We start from the raw sequence: 15,793 nt of genomic DNA on the forward strand, positions 1-15,793 counted from the left end.
GATAGGTGACAGCAGACGGACGTCGCACCCGGGCCCCGTGCTGCCGGGTGGACCTCTCGGCTCCGCACCGCTCATGCCTCAGGGGGGAGTCCATGATCACCGAGTCCCTGGACGTCACGCGAAGACCGCTCGACGGCCCGGGGCTCAGCGACCGGACGACGGCGGACCGCCGGCTCGTCCACCGCGCCGCGCTGAGCGAGGTCTTCGTGACCGACTCCGCCCAGGTCGGGGACGCGACGTACGAGGTCGGCGCGCAGCTCCCGCCGCAGCACGCGTACTACGGCGACCACACCGGCCGCGTCGCGCGCGTCGACCCGCTGCTGCTCCTCGAGTGCTGCCGGCAGGCCGAGACCCTCGTCGCCCACGCCTACCTCGGGGTGCCGCTCGGCCAGCACTTCGTCCTGCGCTCGTGGGACATGGCGTTCCCCGGGATCGGCGACATCCCGGTCGGCTACGCGCCCGCGACCCTGCGGCTGCTCGTCGAGATCGAGCGGCCGCGGACCGTGCACGGCGTGCTGCGCTCGCTGACCTACCGGGTCACGCTCCTCGTCCAGCAACCCGTCGGGGAGACCGAGGTCGGGCGCGTGTCGACCGAGGTCATGTTCGCCTCGCCGATGGCGTACCGGGCGCTGCGCGACACGCGCCGCCGCACGACCCTCGTGACCAGCGCCGGACTGCGGGACGCGCCCGTGCCGCCGCCCGTCGACCCCGCGCTCGTCGCCCGCGCGCACGAGCGCAACGTCGTGCTCACCGCGATCGAGGCCGACGAGCACGAGCTCCGCGGCGTGCTGCGGCTGCCGTTCACCAACGCGAGCCTCTTCGACCACGCGCAGGACCACGTGCCCGCGATGGTGCTCACCGAGGCGGCCCGCCAGCTCGCCCTCGTCGCGCTCGCCGACACGCACGGCCTGTCCGCGCAGCACACGCACGTCGGCGCGATCACGGGGCGGTTCCTGCAGTACGTCGAGCTCGACGAGCCGACGGTCCTGCACCTGGAGGCCCCTCGTCCGCCCGTGCGGTCGGCGCCCGACCAGCCGCCGCGCTCGACCGTCGCCGTGCGGGTCGTCCAGGGCGACCGGCCGGCCGCGACCATCGAGCTCGCGCTCGACACGCTGCCGGGACCGCTCGCGGTCCGCCGGGCGGGCGCGTGACGCTCGGCGCGGTGGTCCGGGCCGGCGCCGGCTGCGCCCACCACGGCCTTCCCGCGGGGTCGTCCCGCGGCGACGAACCGACCGTGCGGCCCGCGCCGCCGACCCTGGAGGGTGCTCGTGCCTGAGCCGCGTGTGCTGGTGGTGGGCGCCGGGCCCGTCGGTCTCGTCCTCGCGTGCGAGCTGCTGCGACGGGGGATCGAGGTGCGGGTCGTCGACAAGCGCACGCAGGCCCCGGCGCACTCCCGGGCGGCGATCCTCTGGCCGCGCCAGCTCGAGCTCCTGCGCCGCACGGGCGTGACGCCGCGGCTGCTCGAGCGCGGGCACCGGGTCGACGCCGTCGCGTTCTGGTCCGAGGGCCGCCGCAAGGGGACCGTGCGGATCTCCACGGTGCCCGACGCGCTCTACCCGTTCGCGGTGACGATCCCGCAGACGGCGACCGAGGAGATCCTCGCGCAGCGTGTCCTCGAGCTCGGCGGGACGGTCGAGACGGGCACCGAGCTGCTCGTGCTGTCGCACCCCGACGCGCGCGACGGCGGCCCGCACGTGTCGCTGCGCGGTCCCTCGGGCGAGGTGACGTACGAGCGGTTCGACTGGGTGGTCGGGGCGGACGGCGCGCACAGCACCGTCCGCCGCCTGCTCGAGGTGCCGTTCACCGCGGCCCCCGTCAACGTCGCGTTCGGCATCTGCGACGCCCCCGTCCAGGGCGGGCCGTCCGACCGCACGGTGCACTACTTCTGGTCCGGCGCCGGGATGATCGGCCTGGCCCCGCTGCGCGAGGGCGTCTACCGGGTCGCGATGAGCCTGCCGACGGCCGACGGCCCGCCGCCGCCGCGCGAGCTGTTCCAGCGCCTGCTCGACGAGCGCGCCCCGGGCTCCGGCACGGTCGGTGAGCCGGAGTGGACGGCGGCGTTCGCGGTGCGCTTCGGGACGGCCGGGGCGTTCCGGAAGGGCGCGTGCTTCCTCGTCGGCGACGCCGCGCACATCATGAGCCCGGCCAACGGCCAGGGGATGAACACCGGCGTGCAGGACGCGGTGAACCTCGGCTGGAAGCTCGCGGCCGTCATCCGGGGCGAGGCCCCGGACGCGCTGCTCGACACCTACGAGACCGAGCGCCGCGCGGCGGCCGTGCGGGTCACCGCCGCGACCGGCGTGCAGACGCGGCTGGGCCTCCTGGGCAGCCCGTGGCGCCGGTGGCTGCGCGACGCCGCGGTGGTCGTCGCGGACCGGACCCGGCTGCTCCAGCGCGCCGCGCCGATGTTCGCCCAGCTCGACACGAGCTACGCCCCGGGGCGCACGCCGCTGCTGGGCAGCCGGTCGCTGCGGGTGGGGGACCGGGTGCCGGCCTTCGTGGACGACGGTGGTGACTGGCCCCGCGCGCGGACCTGGCCCGTGCTCGACGCCGACGCGTGGACGCTCCTGCTGTGGCCGGGCCGTCCCGGACGTCCCGCCGACCCCGAGCGGGCCGCGACGATCACCGCCGAGCTGCCCGACGTGCGGGTCACGGACCTGGGGCCGCTCGCGTCACCGGCCCTGCGCCGCGTGCTGGGCGGTGCGCCGCGGTTCCTGCTCGTGCGGCCGGACGGCCATCTCGCGGCGGAGGGCGGGCTGGCCGGCGCCCGCGCGACGGTCGACGCGGTCCGTGCGGCGCTCCCGATCGCCGCGGTCGGGACCCGCCACCCCGCATGAGCGGGTGATCGGCGCGCGTGAACGCGCGATGAACCCGAGTATCAGGGTTCTGCTAGAGGTACGCGTTCTGATAGCGTCGATCACGACCGAGGGCGTCAGCCGTCGCTCGCCAGCTCTGCACCCGTGCTCACCTGGAGGCTGACATGACCGCCACCATCCCCCGTCTCCCGGACGAGGCCACGACCGCCGGCGGCGGTGGCGAGCCCACCGGGGTCGCGTTCTTCGACGTCGACGGCACGCTGCTGCGCCTCACGAGCCTGGTCTCGTTCTACGAGTACTACGTGCGCGGCTTCGCCCCCGTCGAGCGGGCCCGCAGCCTCGACGCGCTCGCCGACCTGCTGCGCGCGGACCTCCCGCGCGAGGAGGCCAACGCGGCCTACTACCGGCTCATCGCGGGCGAGCCCGTCGCGGAGATGGCCGCCGCCGGCCGCCGCTGGTTCGCCCAGGTGCTCCTGCAGGGCTTCGTCGACGGCGCCGTGCACGCGCAGCTCGACGTGCACCGTGCTGCGGGCCGCGCGATCGTGCTCGTCTCGGGCTCCTTCCCGGCGTGCCTCGAGCCCGTCGCCGCACACCTCGGCGTCGACCGCGTGCTGTGCTCTCGTCCCGAGATCGCCCACGGGCGCTACACAGGGTGGATCGGCACCCCGATGATCGGCGACGCCAAGGCCGCCGCGGTCGCCGCGGTGCTCGACGAGCTGGCACCCGGCACGCCGTCCTGGGCGTACGGGGACCACGACTCCGACCTGCCGATGCTCGAGCAGGTCAGCACCCCCGTCGTCGTCGGCGCCGACCCCGTGCTCACCCGGCTCGCCCGTGAGCGCGGCTGGGAGGTCCTCGCCGGGGAGGGGCCGCTCGCGGCGACCGCCGAGACCCGCCCGGCCCCGAGCCGGGCCCGCTGACAGCCCCGGCCTCGGCGGCACCGGGATGCTCGCCGCCGCGCGGCTCGCACCGGTGCGAGGGGCGTCGAGGTCGGGGCCTCGTGCACGCAGGGCCGCGCGGGCAGCGCCCCCGCTCGACCAGCTCGTCCCGCTCGTCCCGTCCGACCGTCCCGAGGAGCCGCCGTGCGTGCCGTCCAGCTCGCGGAGCACGGCGGACCCGAGGTGCTGCGGGTCGTCGAGGTCCCGGAGCCGGTCCCGGGAGCGGGGGACGTGCTGGTCGAGGTCGCCTGCACGGGAGTGACGTCGGCCGACCTCCTGGCCCGCCGGGGTGAGGTCGCCGTGGAGCTCCCGTACGTCCCGGGGCTCGCGGTCAGCGGCCGGGTCGTCGCCGTCGGCGCGGCGGTGACCACCTTGCGTCCCGGGCAGCGCGTCGTGGCGCTGGTCCTCGCCGGCGGAGGGGCCGCGGAGCTCGTGGTGGCGCCCGCGTCGGCGGTCGTCCCGCTCGAGGGGGAGCTCGAACGGCTCTCCGACGCCGTCGCGGCCGCGGTGCCGTGCGACGTGACGACCGCCTGGGGGGTCGTCGAGGCGGCGCGGGTCGAGGAGCGCGAGACGGTGCTCGTGCTCGCCGCGGCCGGCGGTGTCGGCTCGGCGGCGGTCCAGCTCGCGATCGCGCAGGGGGCGAGCGCGGTGGCCGCCGTCGGGCACGACGCCGCTCGGGCCGGCGCCCACAGCTGGGGTGCCCGGCACGTCGTGACGTACGACGGGCTCACCCAGCGGGACGACCTGCTGGACGACCCGCTGGGCGGGCGCCGGGTGGACGTGGTGCTCGACCCGCTGGGCGGCGCCGTCGGGCGGGCGGCTGCGGCCACGCTCGGCTTCGGCGGGCGGCACGTCGTGCACGGCGACAGCTCCGCCGAGGACGACGTCGTCGCGACGAGCTGGGTGCGCCGGACCGGGACCAGCCTCGTCGGGTACGACCTGCGAGCGCTGGCCGCCGCCGCTCCCGAGCGGCTTCTCGGGCACCTGCGGAACGCGCTGCACGCGGTCGCGGACGGGACCGTCGGGCTCGATGTGAGCGCGCACCCGCTCGACGACGTCGCCGCGGCCCACGTCGCGCTCGGGTCGCCGGCCTCGACCGGGACGCGGGTCCTGCACGTGGGAGCCCCCGGGCGCACGCCTCTGACCAGGCCCGGCGGTGGTCCGGTGCGCGACCACCCCGATTGGTGACCGGAGGGAAACCGTGGTCCGGTAGGGACCAGTAGGCTGAACCGGACGTCAATCAGAGCCCTGACACGACGCGACGAAGGGGTCACATGAGCAGCAAGGCTGAGTCGGCCAGGATCCAGGCGGAGATCGCCGCGCGTCTGGGTCAGTCGATCAAGAGGGCCGAGCAGGCGCTGATCGCGCGGAAGAGCCAGGCGCTGCGTCCGTTCGACCTCACCGTGCCGCAGTACGCCGCGCTCATGGTCCTCTCGTACTCCCCGGGGCTGTCCGGTGCCCAGCTCGCGCGCGCCTGCATGGTCACGCCGCAGACCATGGCGACCGTGCTGGGCAACCTCAAGTCCAAGGGACTCATCCGTCGCGACCCGTCCTCGGTGCACAAGAAGGTGCTCGTGACGGAGCTCACGCGCACCGGCCGGGCCGTGCTCAGCGAGGCGGACGCCGCGGCGCGTGCCGTGGAGGACCGGCTCTCGGCGGAGTTCGACCGGGAGGACCAGGAGCAGCTGCGCTCGCTGCTCGAGCGCGCGATCAAGGTGCTCTCGAGCGACGGCTGAGCCCGGCCCGGCGAGGTGCGGGAGGCCGTCAGACCGTGCGGGCGACCTCGGTGAAGTCGAGCCGGGTCTGGCGCGGGTAGGTCGCGGGCGTCGGGATGTCGTCGTGCTCTGCGGGCGCCTGCCCGACGTTGATGACGAGCACCGAGCGCCACGACGTGCCCGCGAGCAGGTCCGCGTCGAGCGCGGCGGCGTCGAACCCGCCCATCGGGCCGGCGTGCAGGCCGGCGGCGCGGAGCCCGACGATCAGGTACCCGGTCTGCAGGAACGCGTTGTCGCGGGCCATCGCGGCGCGCGCCTCGGGGGCACCGGCGAGGCCCTCGGCGACGGCGGCCATGTGGGGGGCGAGGCGGCCCATGTGCTCGTGGAAGTCGACGTCCGTCGCGACGACGAGGCTCAGCGGCGCGCGCTCGGCCTTGGCGCGGTTGCCGTCGGCCATGTGCGCGGCGAGGCGTGCGCGGCCCTCGGGGGTGCGGACCACGAGCACGCGCATCGGGCTCGTGTTCATCGCCGTCGGGCCCCAGCGGACGAGATCGTAGACGGCGGCGAGCTGCGCGTCGGTGATCTCGTCGTCGGAGAAGGTGTTGACCGTGCGGGCCTCGCGGAACAGCAGGTCGGCGGTCGGCTCGTCGAGGACGAGCGGGGTCTCGGACGGGCTGAGGATGTCGGTCGTCATAATTACTTGAAGTGTCAAGTCTTCTGCGGGATTCCCGCGAGCGGCAGTCGTGTGCGTCACACCGCGCGCGGCCGCCCGGCGTTGGAAGAACCTTCGCCGCCCGTTCACCGAATGTCGACAAGAAACGATTGACTATCGATAGGTGACACCCGAGGATCGGGACATGGCAGACGCGTGCTCGACCCGGCGTGACGCGTGAGCGCCGACTGGGTCGGTCAGCTCGCGGGGACGCCGTGGGCCGTGGTCCTGCTCGGGCTCGTCACCGTGGTCGACGGGTTCTTCCCGCCGGTCCCCAGCGAGTCGGCCGTCGTCGCGCTCGCCGCCCTCGGCGCCGCCGGGCGGGGTCCGGCTCCGGTGGTCGTGGGCGTCGTCGCGGCGCTCGGCGCGTTCGCGGGCGACCAGGTCGCGTACACGCTCGGACGGCGGCTCCCCGGCGGCGGTCGCGGCCTCGTCCGGTCACGCCAGGGCCGCCAGGTGCTCGCCTGGGCCGAGGGTGCCCTCGAGCGGCGCGGCGCCGTGCTGATCCTGGCGGCCCGGTTCACGCCGGGCGGACGCGTGCTCGTGAACATGACGGCCGGGGCCGTCGGGTTCCCCCGCGGACGGTTCAGCGCGATCGCCGCCCTCGCCGCCGTGCTGTGGGCGGGGTGCTCCGTGCTGCTCGGGGTCGGCGCCGGGCACCTGCTCGCCGCGCACCACCCGCTCGTCGGCATGGCGGTCGGGGTCGCCGGCGGCCTGCTCCTCGGGCTGGTCGTGGACCGGGTGCTGCGGCTGCGGGCCGCCGGCGTGGCACGGCGCCCGGCCGCACGCACGGCACCGGGGGCTGCGCCGTGCGCCCGGTGCGCGGACCCCGCGCCGGTCGAGCTGACGTTCGCGGTGCACCGCCCGGCGTGACGGCCGCGGGAGCCGCCACGCCGGGCGCACGCGTCACGGCACGAGCCGGTACCGCTCGTCGAGCACGGTGCCGCGGTGCGGCTTGTACAGGTCGTAGCCGCGCGGGTTGCACTGCAGGCCGCCGTTGATGCAGTGCTCGACGAGCCGCTCGAGCACCTCGGGCTCCCAGGCGTTGACGAAGTCGTAGTGCCAGGACTGGTCGGTCCCGCTCGCGAGGTGCACGTCGGCCATGTCGCCGCTCACGGGCCACGCGATCTTGAACTCGAGCATCGGCACCGCGACGGGGTGGGTCAGCGGGCACTGCCCGTCGACGGGGTAGGCCATGTGCGAGCCGTGCCCCATGTGCGACGCGGCGTCGGGCGAGAGGTGCACCCCGTCCCAGCAGCTCGGGGCCTGGTAGCGGATGTTGAGCTGCGTGCCCGCGGGGCAGTGGGCCGGGATCTCCCAGCGCTTGGAGATGTCGCCGCACTCCCAGCCCTCGACGGCGCCGGGGGCGGTCCGGAACGTCTCGGGCGTCGCCATCATGTCGCCGGCCACGAAGCGCAGACCGGCGGGGAACGGCACGACCTTCGTGTGGTCGTCGATCCCCGACTTGTAGTAGATCGTCATCGGGATGTCCGGCCGGACCGGGGTGTCGCCCTCGTAGAGCGCCGGGAACCAGTACGACGAGCGGTCCTGCGGCACGGTGCACGTCGAGGCCGGGCTCGCGACCAGCGACGCCGGGGTCGAGAACGCGTCGGTCGAGCGGTTGCCGACGAACGTGTGCAGGTGCGACGCGCCGGGCCGTCCGGGGAAGACGATGGGGTCGTCCCGCAGCAGGTGCGAGAACGAGCAGTTCGCCTGGAACTCGTGGTGCGTCACCTCGTCGCCGTGCACGGGCGGGTCGACGGGCGCCGCGGGCTCGCCGTCGCCGAACACCTGGAGCTCGTGCAGCGAGTAGCCGTAGGCGGTGCCGCGCGCGGTCCCGACCAGCTGCACGTACCGGCCCGTGGTGGCGACGTCGAACGACTGCACCCCGCCCGTGCCGCCGGTGACGGTCGCGACCGTGCGCCACGCGCGTGCGTCGTCGGACACCTGGAGCGTGAAGTCCTTCCCGAACGCCGCCTCCCAGTCGAGCACGACGCGCTCGAGCGGGTGCGGCCCGCCGAGGTCGACGCGCAGCCACTGGTCGTCGCCCGGGGCGCTGGCCCAGCGGGTCGCGCGGTCGCCGTCGACCGCGAAGCGCGGCCCGAGCCCGCCGGACTCCGAGCTCGACGCCGCGGTCAGCGCGCCCCGGGACAGCAGCGTCCCGGGCACGGCGGCGGCGTCGTCCGCGGTGGCGACGGACGTGGCGACGGCGGATGCCGCGACGAGACCGGCGGCCACCAGGACACCGAGGGTCCGGGTGCGTGCCGGTGCGCGGTGCGCGCTCCGTGGTCGGGTGGCGCGCGCGCCGGGTGCGGGCGGGAGCCCGGTGACGGGTGACCTCGCGCCAGGGGACCCTGGGGTGGTGCGCTCGTGGGTGCTGGGCATGCGTGCTCCTTCGACCTCGTCGTCGCCGCGCGCCGCGCGGTGGGCAGCACCCGTCCCGGGACCGGGCGGGCGGGGTCGGGCGAGGGCGGCCGGAGGACCGCCCTCGCCCGGTGCTCAGCGCCGGTACACGCCGAGCTCGTAGAGCGAGAAGCCCCAGTCGGTGCCCCGCTCGTTCAGGTTCAGCCGCACGTAGCGCCCGCGGCCCGTGACGTCGATCCCGTCGATCCCGCCGTTGCCGTCGGTGACCGTGCTGACGTTGCGCCACGTCGTGCCGTCGTCGGAGACCTGCACGGTGTACGACCGGGCGAACGCCGCCTCCCAGACGAGCTGCAGGTGGTCGAACGACTGCACGGACCCGAGGTCGAGCTGGTACCAGGCGCTCGGACCCCACTGGCTCGCCCACCGGGTCGCGGGGTCGCCGTCGACGGCCCGCGCGGGGGAGAAGTCCCCGTTCCACGGGTCGAACGACGACGCGCTCGCGGACGCGCCGAGGGCGAGGTTCGTGCCGGCCACGGCGGGGGCGACGACGCGGAAGGACCGGGTCTCGACACCGACGTTGCCCCGGCCGTCCTCCGCGAAGACGTAGACCTTCCAGACCCCGAGCAGCTCGGGCGCCGTGACCTCGAAGCGCCCCGGTCCGGTGCGCGTCGCGGTGGTCCGCGCGAGCCCGCCCGCACCGTTGACGTACTTGCTGTTGAGCATCACGTGGTGCTCGACCGGGTCGCCGTCGGGGTCCGTGACGTCGACCTCGACGGTGAACGTCCGGCCCGCCTGCACGCTCGTCGCGCCCGGCACGCGCATGCCTGTGATGCGGGGCGGGGTGTTGAGCCGTGACGTGTCGACGCCCCAGGCCCGCGCGATCGCGTAGTAGCCGAGCCGCTTGTTGTCGCCCGGCAGGACGTTGAACCACACGCCGCCGAAGTCGCCCTCGGTGCCGTAGTGGAAGAACGTCGCGCCGAGCCCGACGCCCTCGTGCTCGCGGATGCAGCGCCACGAGCTGACGTAGGCGGCGCCCTTCTCGAGGTCGCTCGGCTCGTCGGGCACGCCGTTCTCGTCGTCCGGCACCTCCCACTCCCCGGCCGCGCCGCCCTCCGTGAGGATGTACGGCTTGCCGTAGTCGCCGGCTTCCCAGCTCGCCCGGATGTTGCAGACGTCGCCGTAGGCGTTGATCGACAGCAGGTCCAGGTCCGGTGCGCTCGCCTTCAGGTACGGCCACGCGCCGGCCCAGGCGTCGGTGTTCGTCGTCGGGTGGTTCGGGTCGGCGGCGTGGATCGCGACGCTCACCTCGTTGACGAAGGCGGCGTAGGCGTGGCGCACCTGCTCGAGGTCGGTGCCCGTGAAGCAGTTCTGCAGGCCGAGGATCGCCTCGTTGCCGATGTTCCACATGAGCACGCCCGGGTGGCCCTTGTACTGCTCGACCCAGCGCAGGATGTCGGCCTTGGTCGTCGACCGGTACGCGGCGTCGGTGCGGTAGTCGATGCAGCCGCCGCTGCCGGGGCCGCCGCCGGGCAGCAGCCAGAATCCCATGACGACGCGGACGTCCCGCGCGGCGGCCGCGTCGAGCAGCTGCACCGTGTCCGCGCCCGTGCCCCACGTGCGGATCGTGTTGGCCCCGGTCGCGGCCAGCGGGCCCATGTAGTGCTCGGCGGCGCTGAACGACGGTCCCCAGGTGAAGCCCCGGACCGTGAACGGGCGGCCGTCGACCTGCAGGTCCCAGGCACCCTCGGTGCCGACGACCTCGACCCTGCTCGGTCCGGAGTCGCGCACGGGCACGTTCGGGTGGCCGGGGTCGACGTACGCCGGGTCGGGGTCGGGGGGATCCGTCGGGTCCGTCGGGTCGGTGCCCGCCGGCGTGCCGAGGATGCGCATCTCCCAGAGCGAGTTGCCGTAGCCGCCCGAGCGCGCCGTCGACAGCAGGCGGACGTACCGGCCGGTGCCGTCGACGTCGAGCACGTCGGTGCCGCCGTCGCCCGAGGTCGTCGAGTGCACGGTCGTCCAGGACGCCGCGTCGTCGGACACCTGCACCTGGTACGCCGTCGCGTAGGCGCCCTCCCAGACGAGCTCCACGCGGTCGACCGCGGCCCGCTGCTCGAGGTCGACCTGGAGCCACTGCGGGTCGCGGAACGCGCTGGACCAGCGGGTCCCGAGGTCCCCGTCGAACGCGGCGCGGGCCGGGGTGTAGTCGGCGCTCTCGACGGAGGATGCCGTCGCGGGGCGGCCCTGCGAGAGCAGGACCGGGGCGGCGTGGGCCGCGGTGGCGCCGGCGACGACGAGGGTCGAGCCGAGCAGGCCGGCGACGGTCGCGGCGGCGAGGACGGCCCGCGGGCGGGGTCGTGGCGTGCGGGCGGACGCCGGTCGGGGCGTCGGTCCGGGCGTCGGTGCGGGCGGGGGCGGGATGCGCATCGTCGGTCCTCTCTGCGGGACGGCTCTGTCCCGGGTGGCTCACCGGCTCGTCGTCGGGCCGGTCGTGCGGCGCTGGCGGTGCCGTGGGGTCCGGCAGCGGGTCCGTCCTCGCGGCGAGCCGGGTCCCGGCTCGGAGAGCGCTCTCAATCTGGCGAGTCTGAGCCGGTCGTCGGTGGGTGTCAAGGGCGCCTTTTCCGTTATCCCCCGGCGTCCTGGGCGTCGCCGAGCCCATGTCCGGCCCCGGAGCCCCGGTGCGGTGCCCTCCGGTGGGTCGAAAGATGAGAGCGCTCTCCGTTGCGGTATCGTCGGGACGTGGACCCGACCCGGACGCCCGTCGCGGCCCCGACGCTCGAGGACGTCGCCCGCGTCGCCGGTGTCTCGCGCGCGACGGTCTCCCGCGTGATCAACGGCCAGCGCCACGTGAAGCCGACCCTGCAGGCCACGGTCATGGAGGCCGTCGCCATGACCGGCTACGTGCCCAACCGCGCCGCCCGCTCGCTGGTCACCCGCCGCACCGGCACGGTCGCGGTCATCATCTCGGGCACCGAGCAGGAGCCCGACGACGAGCTCTACCTCCCCGGTGTTCTCGCCGACCCGTTCTTCGGCCGGACGGTCGGCTCGTTCATCCGCGCCCTGCGCCCGCACGACGTGCACCCCGTCCTGCTCGTCGCCGACAGCGACGCGGCGCGCGACCAGGCCCTCGCCTACCTGCGGTTCGGCAACGCCGACGGCGCGCTGCTCGTCTCGACGCACGGCGCCGACCCGCTCCCGCGCCTCGTCATGGGCACCGGGCGCCCGGTCGTGGTGTTCGCGCACCCGCCCGAGCCCATGCCCGTGAGCTACGTCGACGTCGCGAACGCCGACGGCGGCCGGCTCGCCGCGCACCACCTGCTCGACCGCGGGTGCCGCTCGCTCGGTGTCGTCGCCGGTCCGGAGGGCGTCCGTGCGGCGCGGGAGCGGCTCAGCGGCTTCCGCGACGCCGCCGCCCGCCGGGGACACGCGTTCGTCCCGAGCGTCGAGGGCGTCTTCACGTTCGACAGCGGCGAGGCGGCCGCCACGCTGCTCCTCGAGCAGAACCCCGCCCTCGACGGGATCTTCGCGGCCAACGACCTCATGGCGCAGGGCGCCCTCCGTGCGCTGGCCGCCGCGGGCCGGCGCGTGCCCGACGACGTCGCCGTGGTCGGGTTCGACGACAGCGCCGCAGCCGAGCAGGCGCGCCCGCGGCTCACCACCGTCCGGCAGCCCGTCGAGCAGATGGCCGCGGAGATGGCCCGGCTGCTGCTGGCGCAGATCGACGCGGGCGAGCCGCTCGTGCAGTCGTCGATCTTCGAGCCGACGCTCGTGGTGCGCGAGTCGGCCTGACGCCTGCCTCGGGGCGAGGCGGGCCGGTCCGGCCGGTCAGGCGAGCGCGAGCACGCCCAGCACACCGACCGCCACGCCGAGGACCAGCGAGACCCCGATGAGCACGGCGTGCACGGTGAGGAACCGCGTCGCCCGCCCGGACGCGTCACGCGAGCGCGGGTCGGCGGCGATGCGCTGCCAGAACCGCGGCCAGATGAGCAGGTTCCACAGGCCCGTCACCACGAGGAGGATCGCCCACGGGGCCGGCAGCAGGATCGCGTCGGAGGTCACGAGGGAAGTATCCCGTCCGTCACGGCGCGTGGCGGTCCAGGAACTCGTACACCTCGGTCGCGTCCACCCCGGGGAACGCCCCGGTCGGCAGCGCCGCGAGCGTGCTCGCGTGCGGGCGCGCGCTGGGCCAGGACCGCCCCGCCCAGCGCGTCGCGAGCTCCTCGGGCGCCTCGCGGCAGCACGTCGCGTCCGGGCAGCGGGACGCCGCCCGCTCCGACGTCTCACGGCCGCGGAACCACCGCACGTGCGCGAACGGCACGCCCACGGACACCGAGAACTCGCCCTCGGGCGACCCATGCACGCGGGACGTGCACCAGTACGTGCCCGACGAGGTGTCGGTGTACTGGTAGTACGGGCTGAACCGGTCGGGGATCGAGAAGACGACCCGCGCGGTCCAGTGCTTGCACACCGGCTGTCCCTCGATCGCGCCGAGCGGGTCGGACGGGAAGCGCACGCCGTCGTTCTCGTACGCCTTGTGCAGCGTGCCGCTCTCATGGACCTTCATGAAGTGCACCGGGATGCCGAGGTGCCGGGTCGCGAGGTTCGTGAACCGGTGCGCGGCGGTCTCGTAGGTCACGGCGAACGCGTCGCGCAGGTCCTCGACCGAGAGCCGCCGCTCGGCCTTCGCCTCGCGCAGCAGCGCGACGGTGCCCTCCTCGGGCAGCAGGAGCGCGGCCGTCAGGTAGTTCGTCTCGACGCGCTGGCGCAGGAAGTCCCCGTAGTCGCGCGGCTCGGTGTGCCCGAGGACGTGGCTCGCGACGGCCTGGAGCAGCGCGGAGCGGGGGTCCGCCGAGGACGTGAGCCCGTGCGGCAGGTAGATGCGGCCGTGCTCGAGGTCCGTGACCGAGCGGGTCGAGTGCGGCAGGTCGTGCACGTAGTGCAGCGAGAAGCCGAGGTGCGCGGCGATGTCGGCCGTGCCGCGCTGCGACAGCGGTCCGCCCGGGTGCCCGACCGCGGCGAGCAGCCCGCGCGCGTGCTCCTCGAGGTCGGGGAAGTAGTTGTCCTGCGCGCGCATCGTCGCCCGCAGCTCGGCGTTGGCCCGGCGGGCCTCCTCGGGCGTCGCGGCCTTCTCGGTGAGCAGCCGCTGGACCTCCGCCTGGAGCCGGACGAGGGCCTCGAGCGCGTCGCTCGGCAGCGACCGCCCGACCTTGACGAGCGGGACCTGCAGCGACGCGAACAGGGGGCCGCGCTGGGCCCGCTCGAGCTCGACCTCGAGGGCCGCGCGCCGGCTCGGGGCCTCGTCGCGCAGCAGCTCGGCGAGCGGGACGTCGAGCGCGTGCGCGACCTGCTGCAGCAGCGAGAGTTTGGGCTCGCGGTGGCCGTTCTCCAGCATCGACACCTGCGACGCCGCGCGCCCGATCGCCGCTCCGAGGTCGTCGAGCGTCATGCCTCGCGCGGTGCGCAGGTGCCGGACGCGGCGCCCGAGCACGAGCGTGTCGACGCCCGGCTGCGCGCCGTCGTCGGGCACGGTCCGGGGCCGCGCGGTGGGCTCCGTCGCTGTCGGCCGGATCCCGACGGTCCGCTCGTCGGCGGCCTCGCGCGGTCCGGGCCCGCGGCGGTCCGCACCGGTCCGCGCGCGGGGACCGCCCCGTCTCGCCGGGTCGGGGGACTGCCCGGGCCTCGTCGCCTCGGTGGAGATCGCCATGCTCGACGGTCGCAGACCGGCTCCGCTTCTGTCGAGGAGAAGGATCCCCGATCTTCTGCACGCTGGGCGGGCTCCCGCAGGTCGGCGCGGGTCCAGGGTGGGTTGCACGAGGGAACCATCGAGAAGAACCGGAGGACATCGTGAACGAGACGACCGCGACGACGGGGCCGACGAGCACGAGCACGGCACAGGAGCGGTCCGCCGGCGCGCCCCGGGCGACCGGCGCGACCCGGCCCGGCGACCAGGTGCAGACGCCCGAGGAGCTGGCCCACGAGTGGGCCACAGACCCGCGCTGGGCCGGCGTCCGCCGCGACCACACCGCCGAGGACGTCGTGACGCTGCGCGGCTCGGTCCGCGAGGAGCACACGCTCGCCCGCCGCGGGGCCGAGCGGCTCTGGGAGCTGCTGCACACCCGCGAGTGGGTCCCGGCGCTGGGCGCGCTGACCGGCAACCAGGCCGTGCAGCAGGTCAGGGCCGGCCTCGAGGCGATCTACCTCTCCGGCTGGCAGGTCGCCGCCGACGCCAACCTCTCCGGCCAGACCTACCCGGACCAGAGCCTCTACCCGGCGAACAGCGTCCCCGCGGTCGTGCGGCGCATCAACAACGCGCTGCTGCGCGCCGACCAGATCGAGGCGTCGGAGAACGGCGGGCGCCGGACGCGCGAGTGGCTCGCGCCGATCGTCGCCGACGCCGAGGCCGGCTTCGGGGGACCGCTCAACGCCTACGAGCTCATGGCCGCGATGATCGCGGCCGGCGCCGCCGGGGTGCACTGGGAGGACCAGCTCGCGGCCGAGAAGAAGTGCGGCCACCTGGGCGGCAAGGTTCTGGTCCCGACGAGCCAGCACGTGCGCACGCTGAGCGCCGCTCGCCTCGCCGCCGACGTCGCGGGCGTCCCGACTGTCGTCGTCGCCCGGACCGACGCGCTCGGCGCCGACCTGCTCACGTCCGACGTCAACGAGCGCGACCAGCCGTTCCTCACCGGCGAGCGCACGCCCGAGGGCTACTTCCGGGTCCGCCCCGGACTGGACGCGGTCGTTTCGCGGGCCACCGCCTACGCCGAGTACGCGGACCTGCTGTGGGTCGAGACGTCGACGCCCGACCTCGCCCTCGCCCGGGAGTTCGCCGAGCGGATCCACGAGCGCTTCCCCGGCAAGCTCCTCGCGTACAACTGCTCGCCGTCGTTCAACTGGCGCTCACACCTCGACGACGCCACGATCGCGCGCTTCCAGAAGGAGCTCGCGGCCAGCGGGTACGCGTTCCAGTTCATCACCCTGGCCGGCTTCCACGCGCTCAACCACTCGATGTTCTCGCTCGCCCGCGGGTACGCCGAGCGCGGCATGAGCGCCTACGTCGAGCTCCAGGAGGTCGAGTTCGCCTCCGAGCCCGACGGCTACACAGCCACACGCCACCAGCGCGAGGTCGGCACCGGCTACTTCGACAAGGTCGCCACCGCGATCGACCCCCGGAGCGCCACGCTCGCGCTCGCCGGGTCCACGGAGGCGTCGCAGTTCGCCCACTGAGCGGACGCACGCCCGCGGGCGGTGCGG

The 15,793-nt window shown here is 75.1% G+C and carries 13 protein-coding genes; 8 read left to right on the forward strand and 5 right to left on the reverse strand.

Annotation, left to right across the window (positions count from 1 at the left end; translation table 11 throughout):
• Positions 1–92 precede the first annotated feature (92 nt).
• The 5 genes from NXY84_RS00520 (at position 93) to NXY84_RS00540 (ending at position 5,490) form a co-directional block, all read left to right on the forward strand.
• Positions 93–1,151 carry a ScbA/BarX family gamma-butyrolactone biosynthesis protein gene (locus NXY84_RS00520; protein WP_258725206.1) on the forward strand — a complete coding sequence of 353 codons (1,059 nt, stop codon included), beginning with the start codon at positions 93–95 and terminating at the stop codon, positions 1,149–1,151.
• A gap of 117 nt (positions 1,152–1,268) precedes the next feature.
• Positions 1,269–2,837, forward strand: coding sequence for an FAD-dependent monooxygenase (locus NXY84_RS00525; RefSeq protein ID WP_258725207.1), 1,569 nt, complete (start codon positions 1,269–1,271; stop codon positions 2,835–2,837).
• 143 nt (positions 2,838–2,980) lie between these two features.
• A complete protein-coding gene (locus NXY84_RS00530; protein ID WP_258725209.1) occupies positions 2,981–3,736 on the forward strand; it encodes an HAD family hydrolase in 756 nt (251 codons plus the stop codon).
• Positions 3,737–3,898: 162 nt separating this feature from the next.
• Positions 3,899–4,942, forward strand: a complete 1,044-nt coding sequence (locus NXY84_RS00535) for a quinone oxidoreductase family protein (RefSeq protein ID WP_258725211.1) — start codon at positions 3,899–3,901, stop codon at positions 4,940–4,942.
• Positions 4,943–5,028: 86 nt separating this feature from the next.
• Positions 5,029–5,490, forward strand: coding sequence for a MarR family winged helix-turn-helix transcriptional regulator (locus NXY84_RS00540; RefSeq protein WP_258725213.1), 462 nt, complete (start codon positions 5,029–5,031; stop codon positions 5,488–5,490).
• Between the two features lie 28 nt (positions 5,491–5,518).
• Here NXY84_RS00540 and NXY84_RS00545 read toward each other — a convergent pair whose 3' ends face one another.
• Positions 5,519–6,163: a malonic semialdehyde reductase gene (locus NXY84_RS00545; RefSeq protein WP_258725214.1), complete on the reverse strand. Its 645-nt coding sequence runs from the start codon at positions 6,161–6,163 to the stop codon at positions 5,519–5,521.
• 195 nt (positions 6,164–6,358) lie between these two features.
• Between NXY84_RS00545 and NXY84_RS00550 the strand changes: the two genes are divergently transcribed.
• Complete coding sequence (locus NXY84_RS00550) at positions 6,359–7,054, forward strand: DedA family protein (RefSeq protein WP_258725216.1); 696 nt, start codon at positions 6,359–6,361, stop codon at positions 7,052–7,054.
• Positions 7,055–7,087: 33 nt separating this feature from the next.
• Here the strand turns inward: NXY84_RS00550 and NXY84_RS00555 are convergent, their stop codons facing one another.
• Positions 7,088–8,566 carry a DUF1996 domain-containing protein gene (locus NXY84_RS00555; RefSeq protein ID WP_258725217.1) on the reverse strand — a complete coding sequence of 493 codons (1,479 nt, stop codon included), beginning with the start codon at positions 8,564–8,566 and terminating at the stop codon, positions 7,088–7,090.
• A gap of 114 nt (positions 8,567–8,680) precedes the next feature.
• The gene (locus NXY84_RS00560) at positions 8,681–10,969 is read right to left on the reverse strand and encodes a discoidin domain-containing protein (RefSeq protein WP_258725218.1); all 2,289 of its coding nucleotides are present in this window, start codon (positions 10,967–10,969) and stop codon (positions 8,681–8,683) included.
• Between the two features lie 312 nt (positions 10,970–11,281).
• Here NXY84_RS00560 and NXY84_RS00565 point away from each other — a divergent pair, with 312 nt between their 5' ends.
• On the forward strand, positions 11,282–12,331 hold the full coding sequence (locus NXY84_RS00565; RefSeq protein ID WP_258725219.1) for a LacI family DNA-binding transcriptional regulator: 1,050 nt from the start codon (positions 11,282–11,284) through the stop codon (positions 12,329–12,331).
• A 36-nt stretch (positions 12,332–12,367) separates the two neighbouring features.
• Here NXY84_RS00565 and NXY84_RS00570 read toward each other — a convergent pair whose 3' ends face one another.
• Together NXY84_RS00570 and NXY84_RS00575 are read right to left on the reverse strand one after the other, a co-directional pair.
• Complete coding sequence (locus tag NXY84_RS00570; RefSeq protein WP_396126355.1) at positions 12,368–12,601, reverse strand: SCO4848 family membrane protein; 234 nt, start codon at positions 12,599–12,601, stop codon at positions 12,368–12,370.
• Between the two features lie 19 nt (positions 12,602–12,620).
• The gene (locus tag NXY84_RS00575; RefSeq protein ID WP_258725220.1) at positions 12,621–14,246 is read right to left on the reverse strand and encodes an XRE family transcriptional regulator; all 1,626 of its coding nucleotides are present in this window, start codon (positions 14,244–14,246) and stop codon (positions 12,621–12,623) included.
• A gap of 245 nt (positions 14,247–14,491) precedes the next feature.
• Between NXY84_RS00575 and aceA the strand changes: the two genes are divergently transcribed.
• Positions 14,492–15,766 carry an isocitrate lyase gene (gene aceA / locus NXY84_RS00580; RefSeq protein ID WP_258727301.1) on the forward strand — a complete coding sequence of 425 codons (1,275 nt, stop codon included), beginning with the start codon at positions 14,492–14,494 and terminating at the stop codon, positions 15,764–15,766.
• Positions 15,767–15,793 lie beyond the last annotated feature (27 nt).

The organism is Cellulomonas sp. NS3 (assembly GCF_024757985.1).
Lineage (GTDB): Bacteria > Actinomycetota > Actinomycetes > Actinomycetales > Cellulomonadaceae > Cellulomonas_A.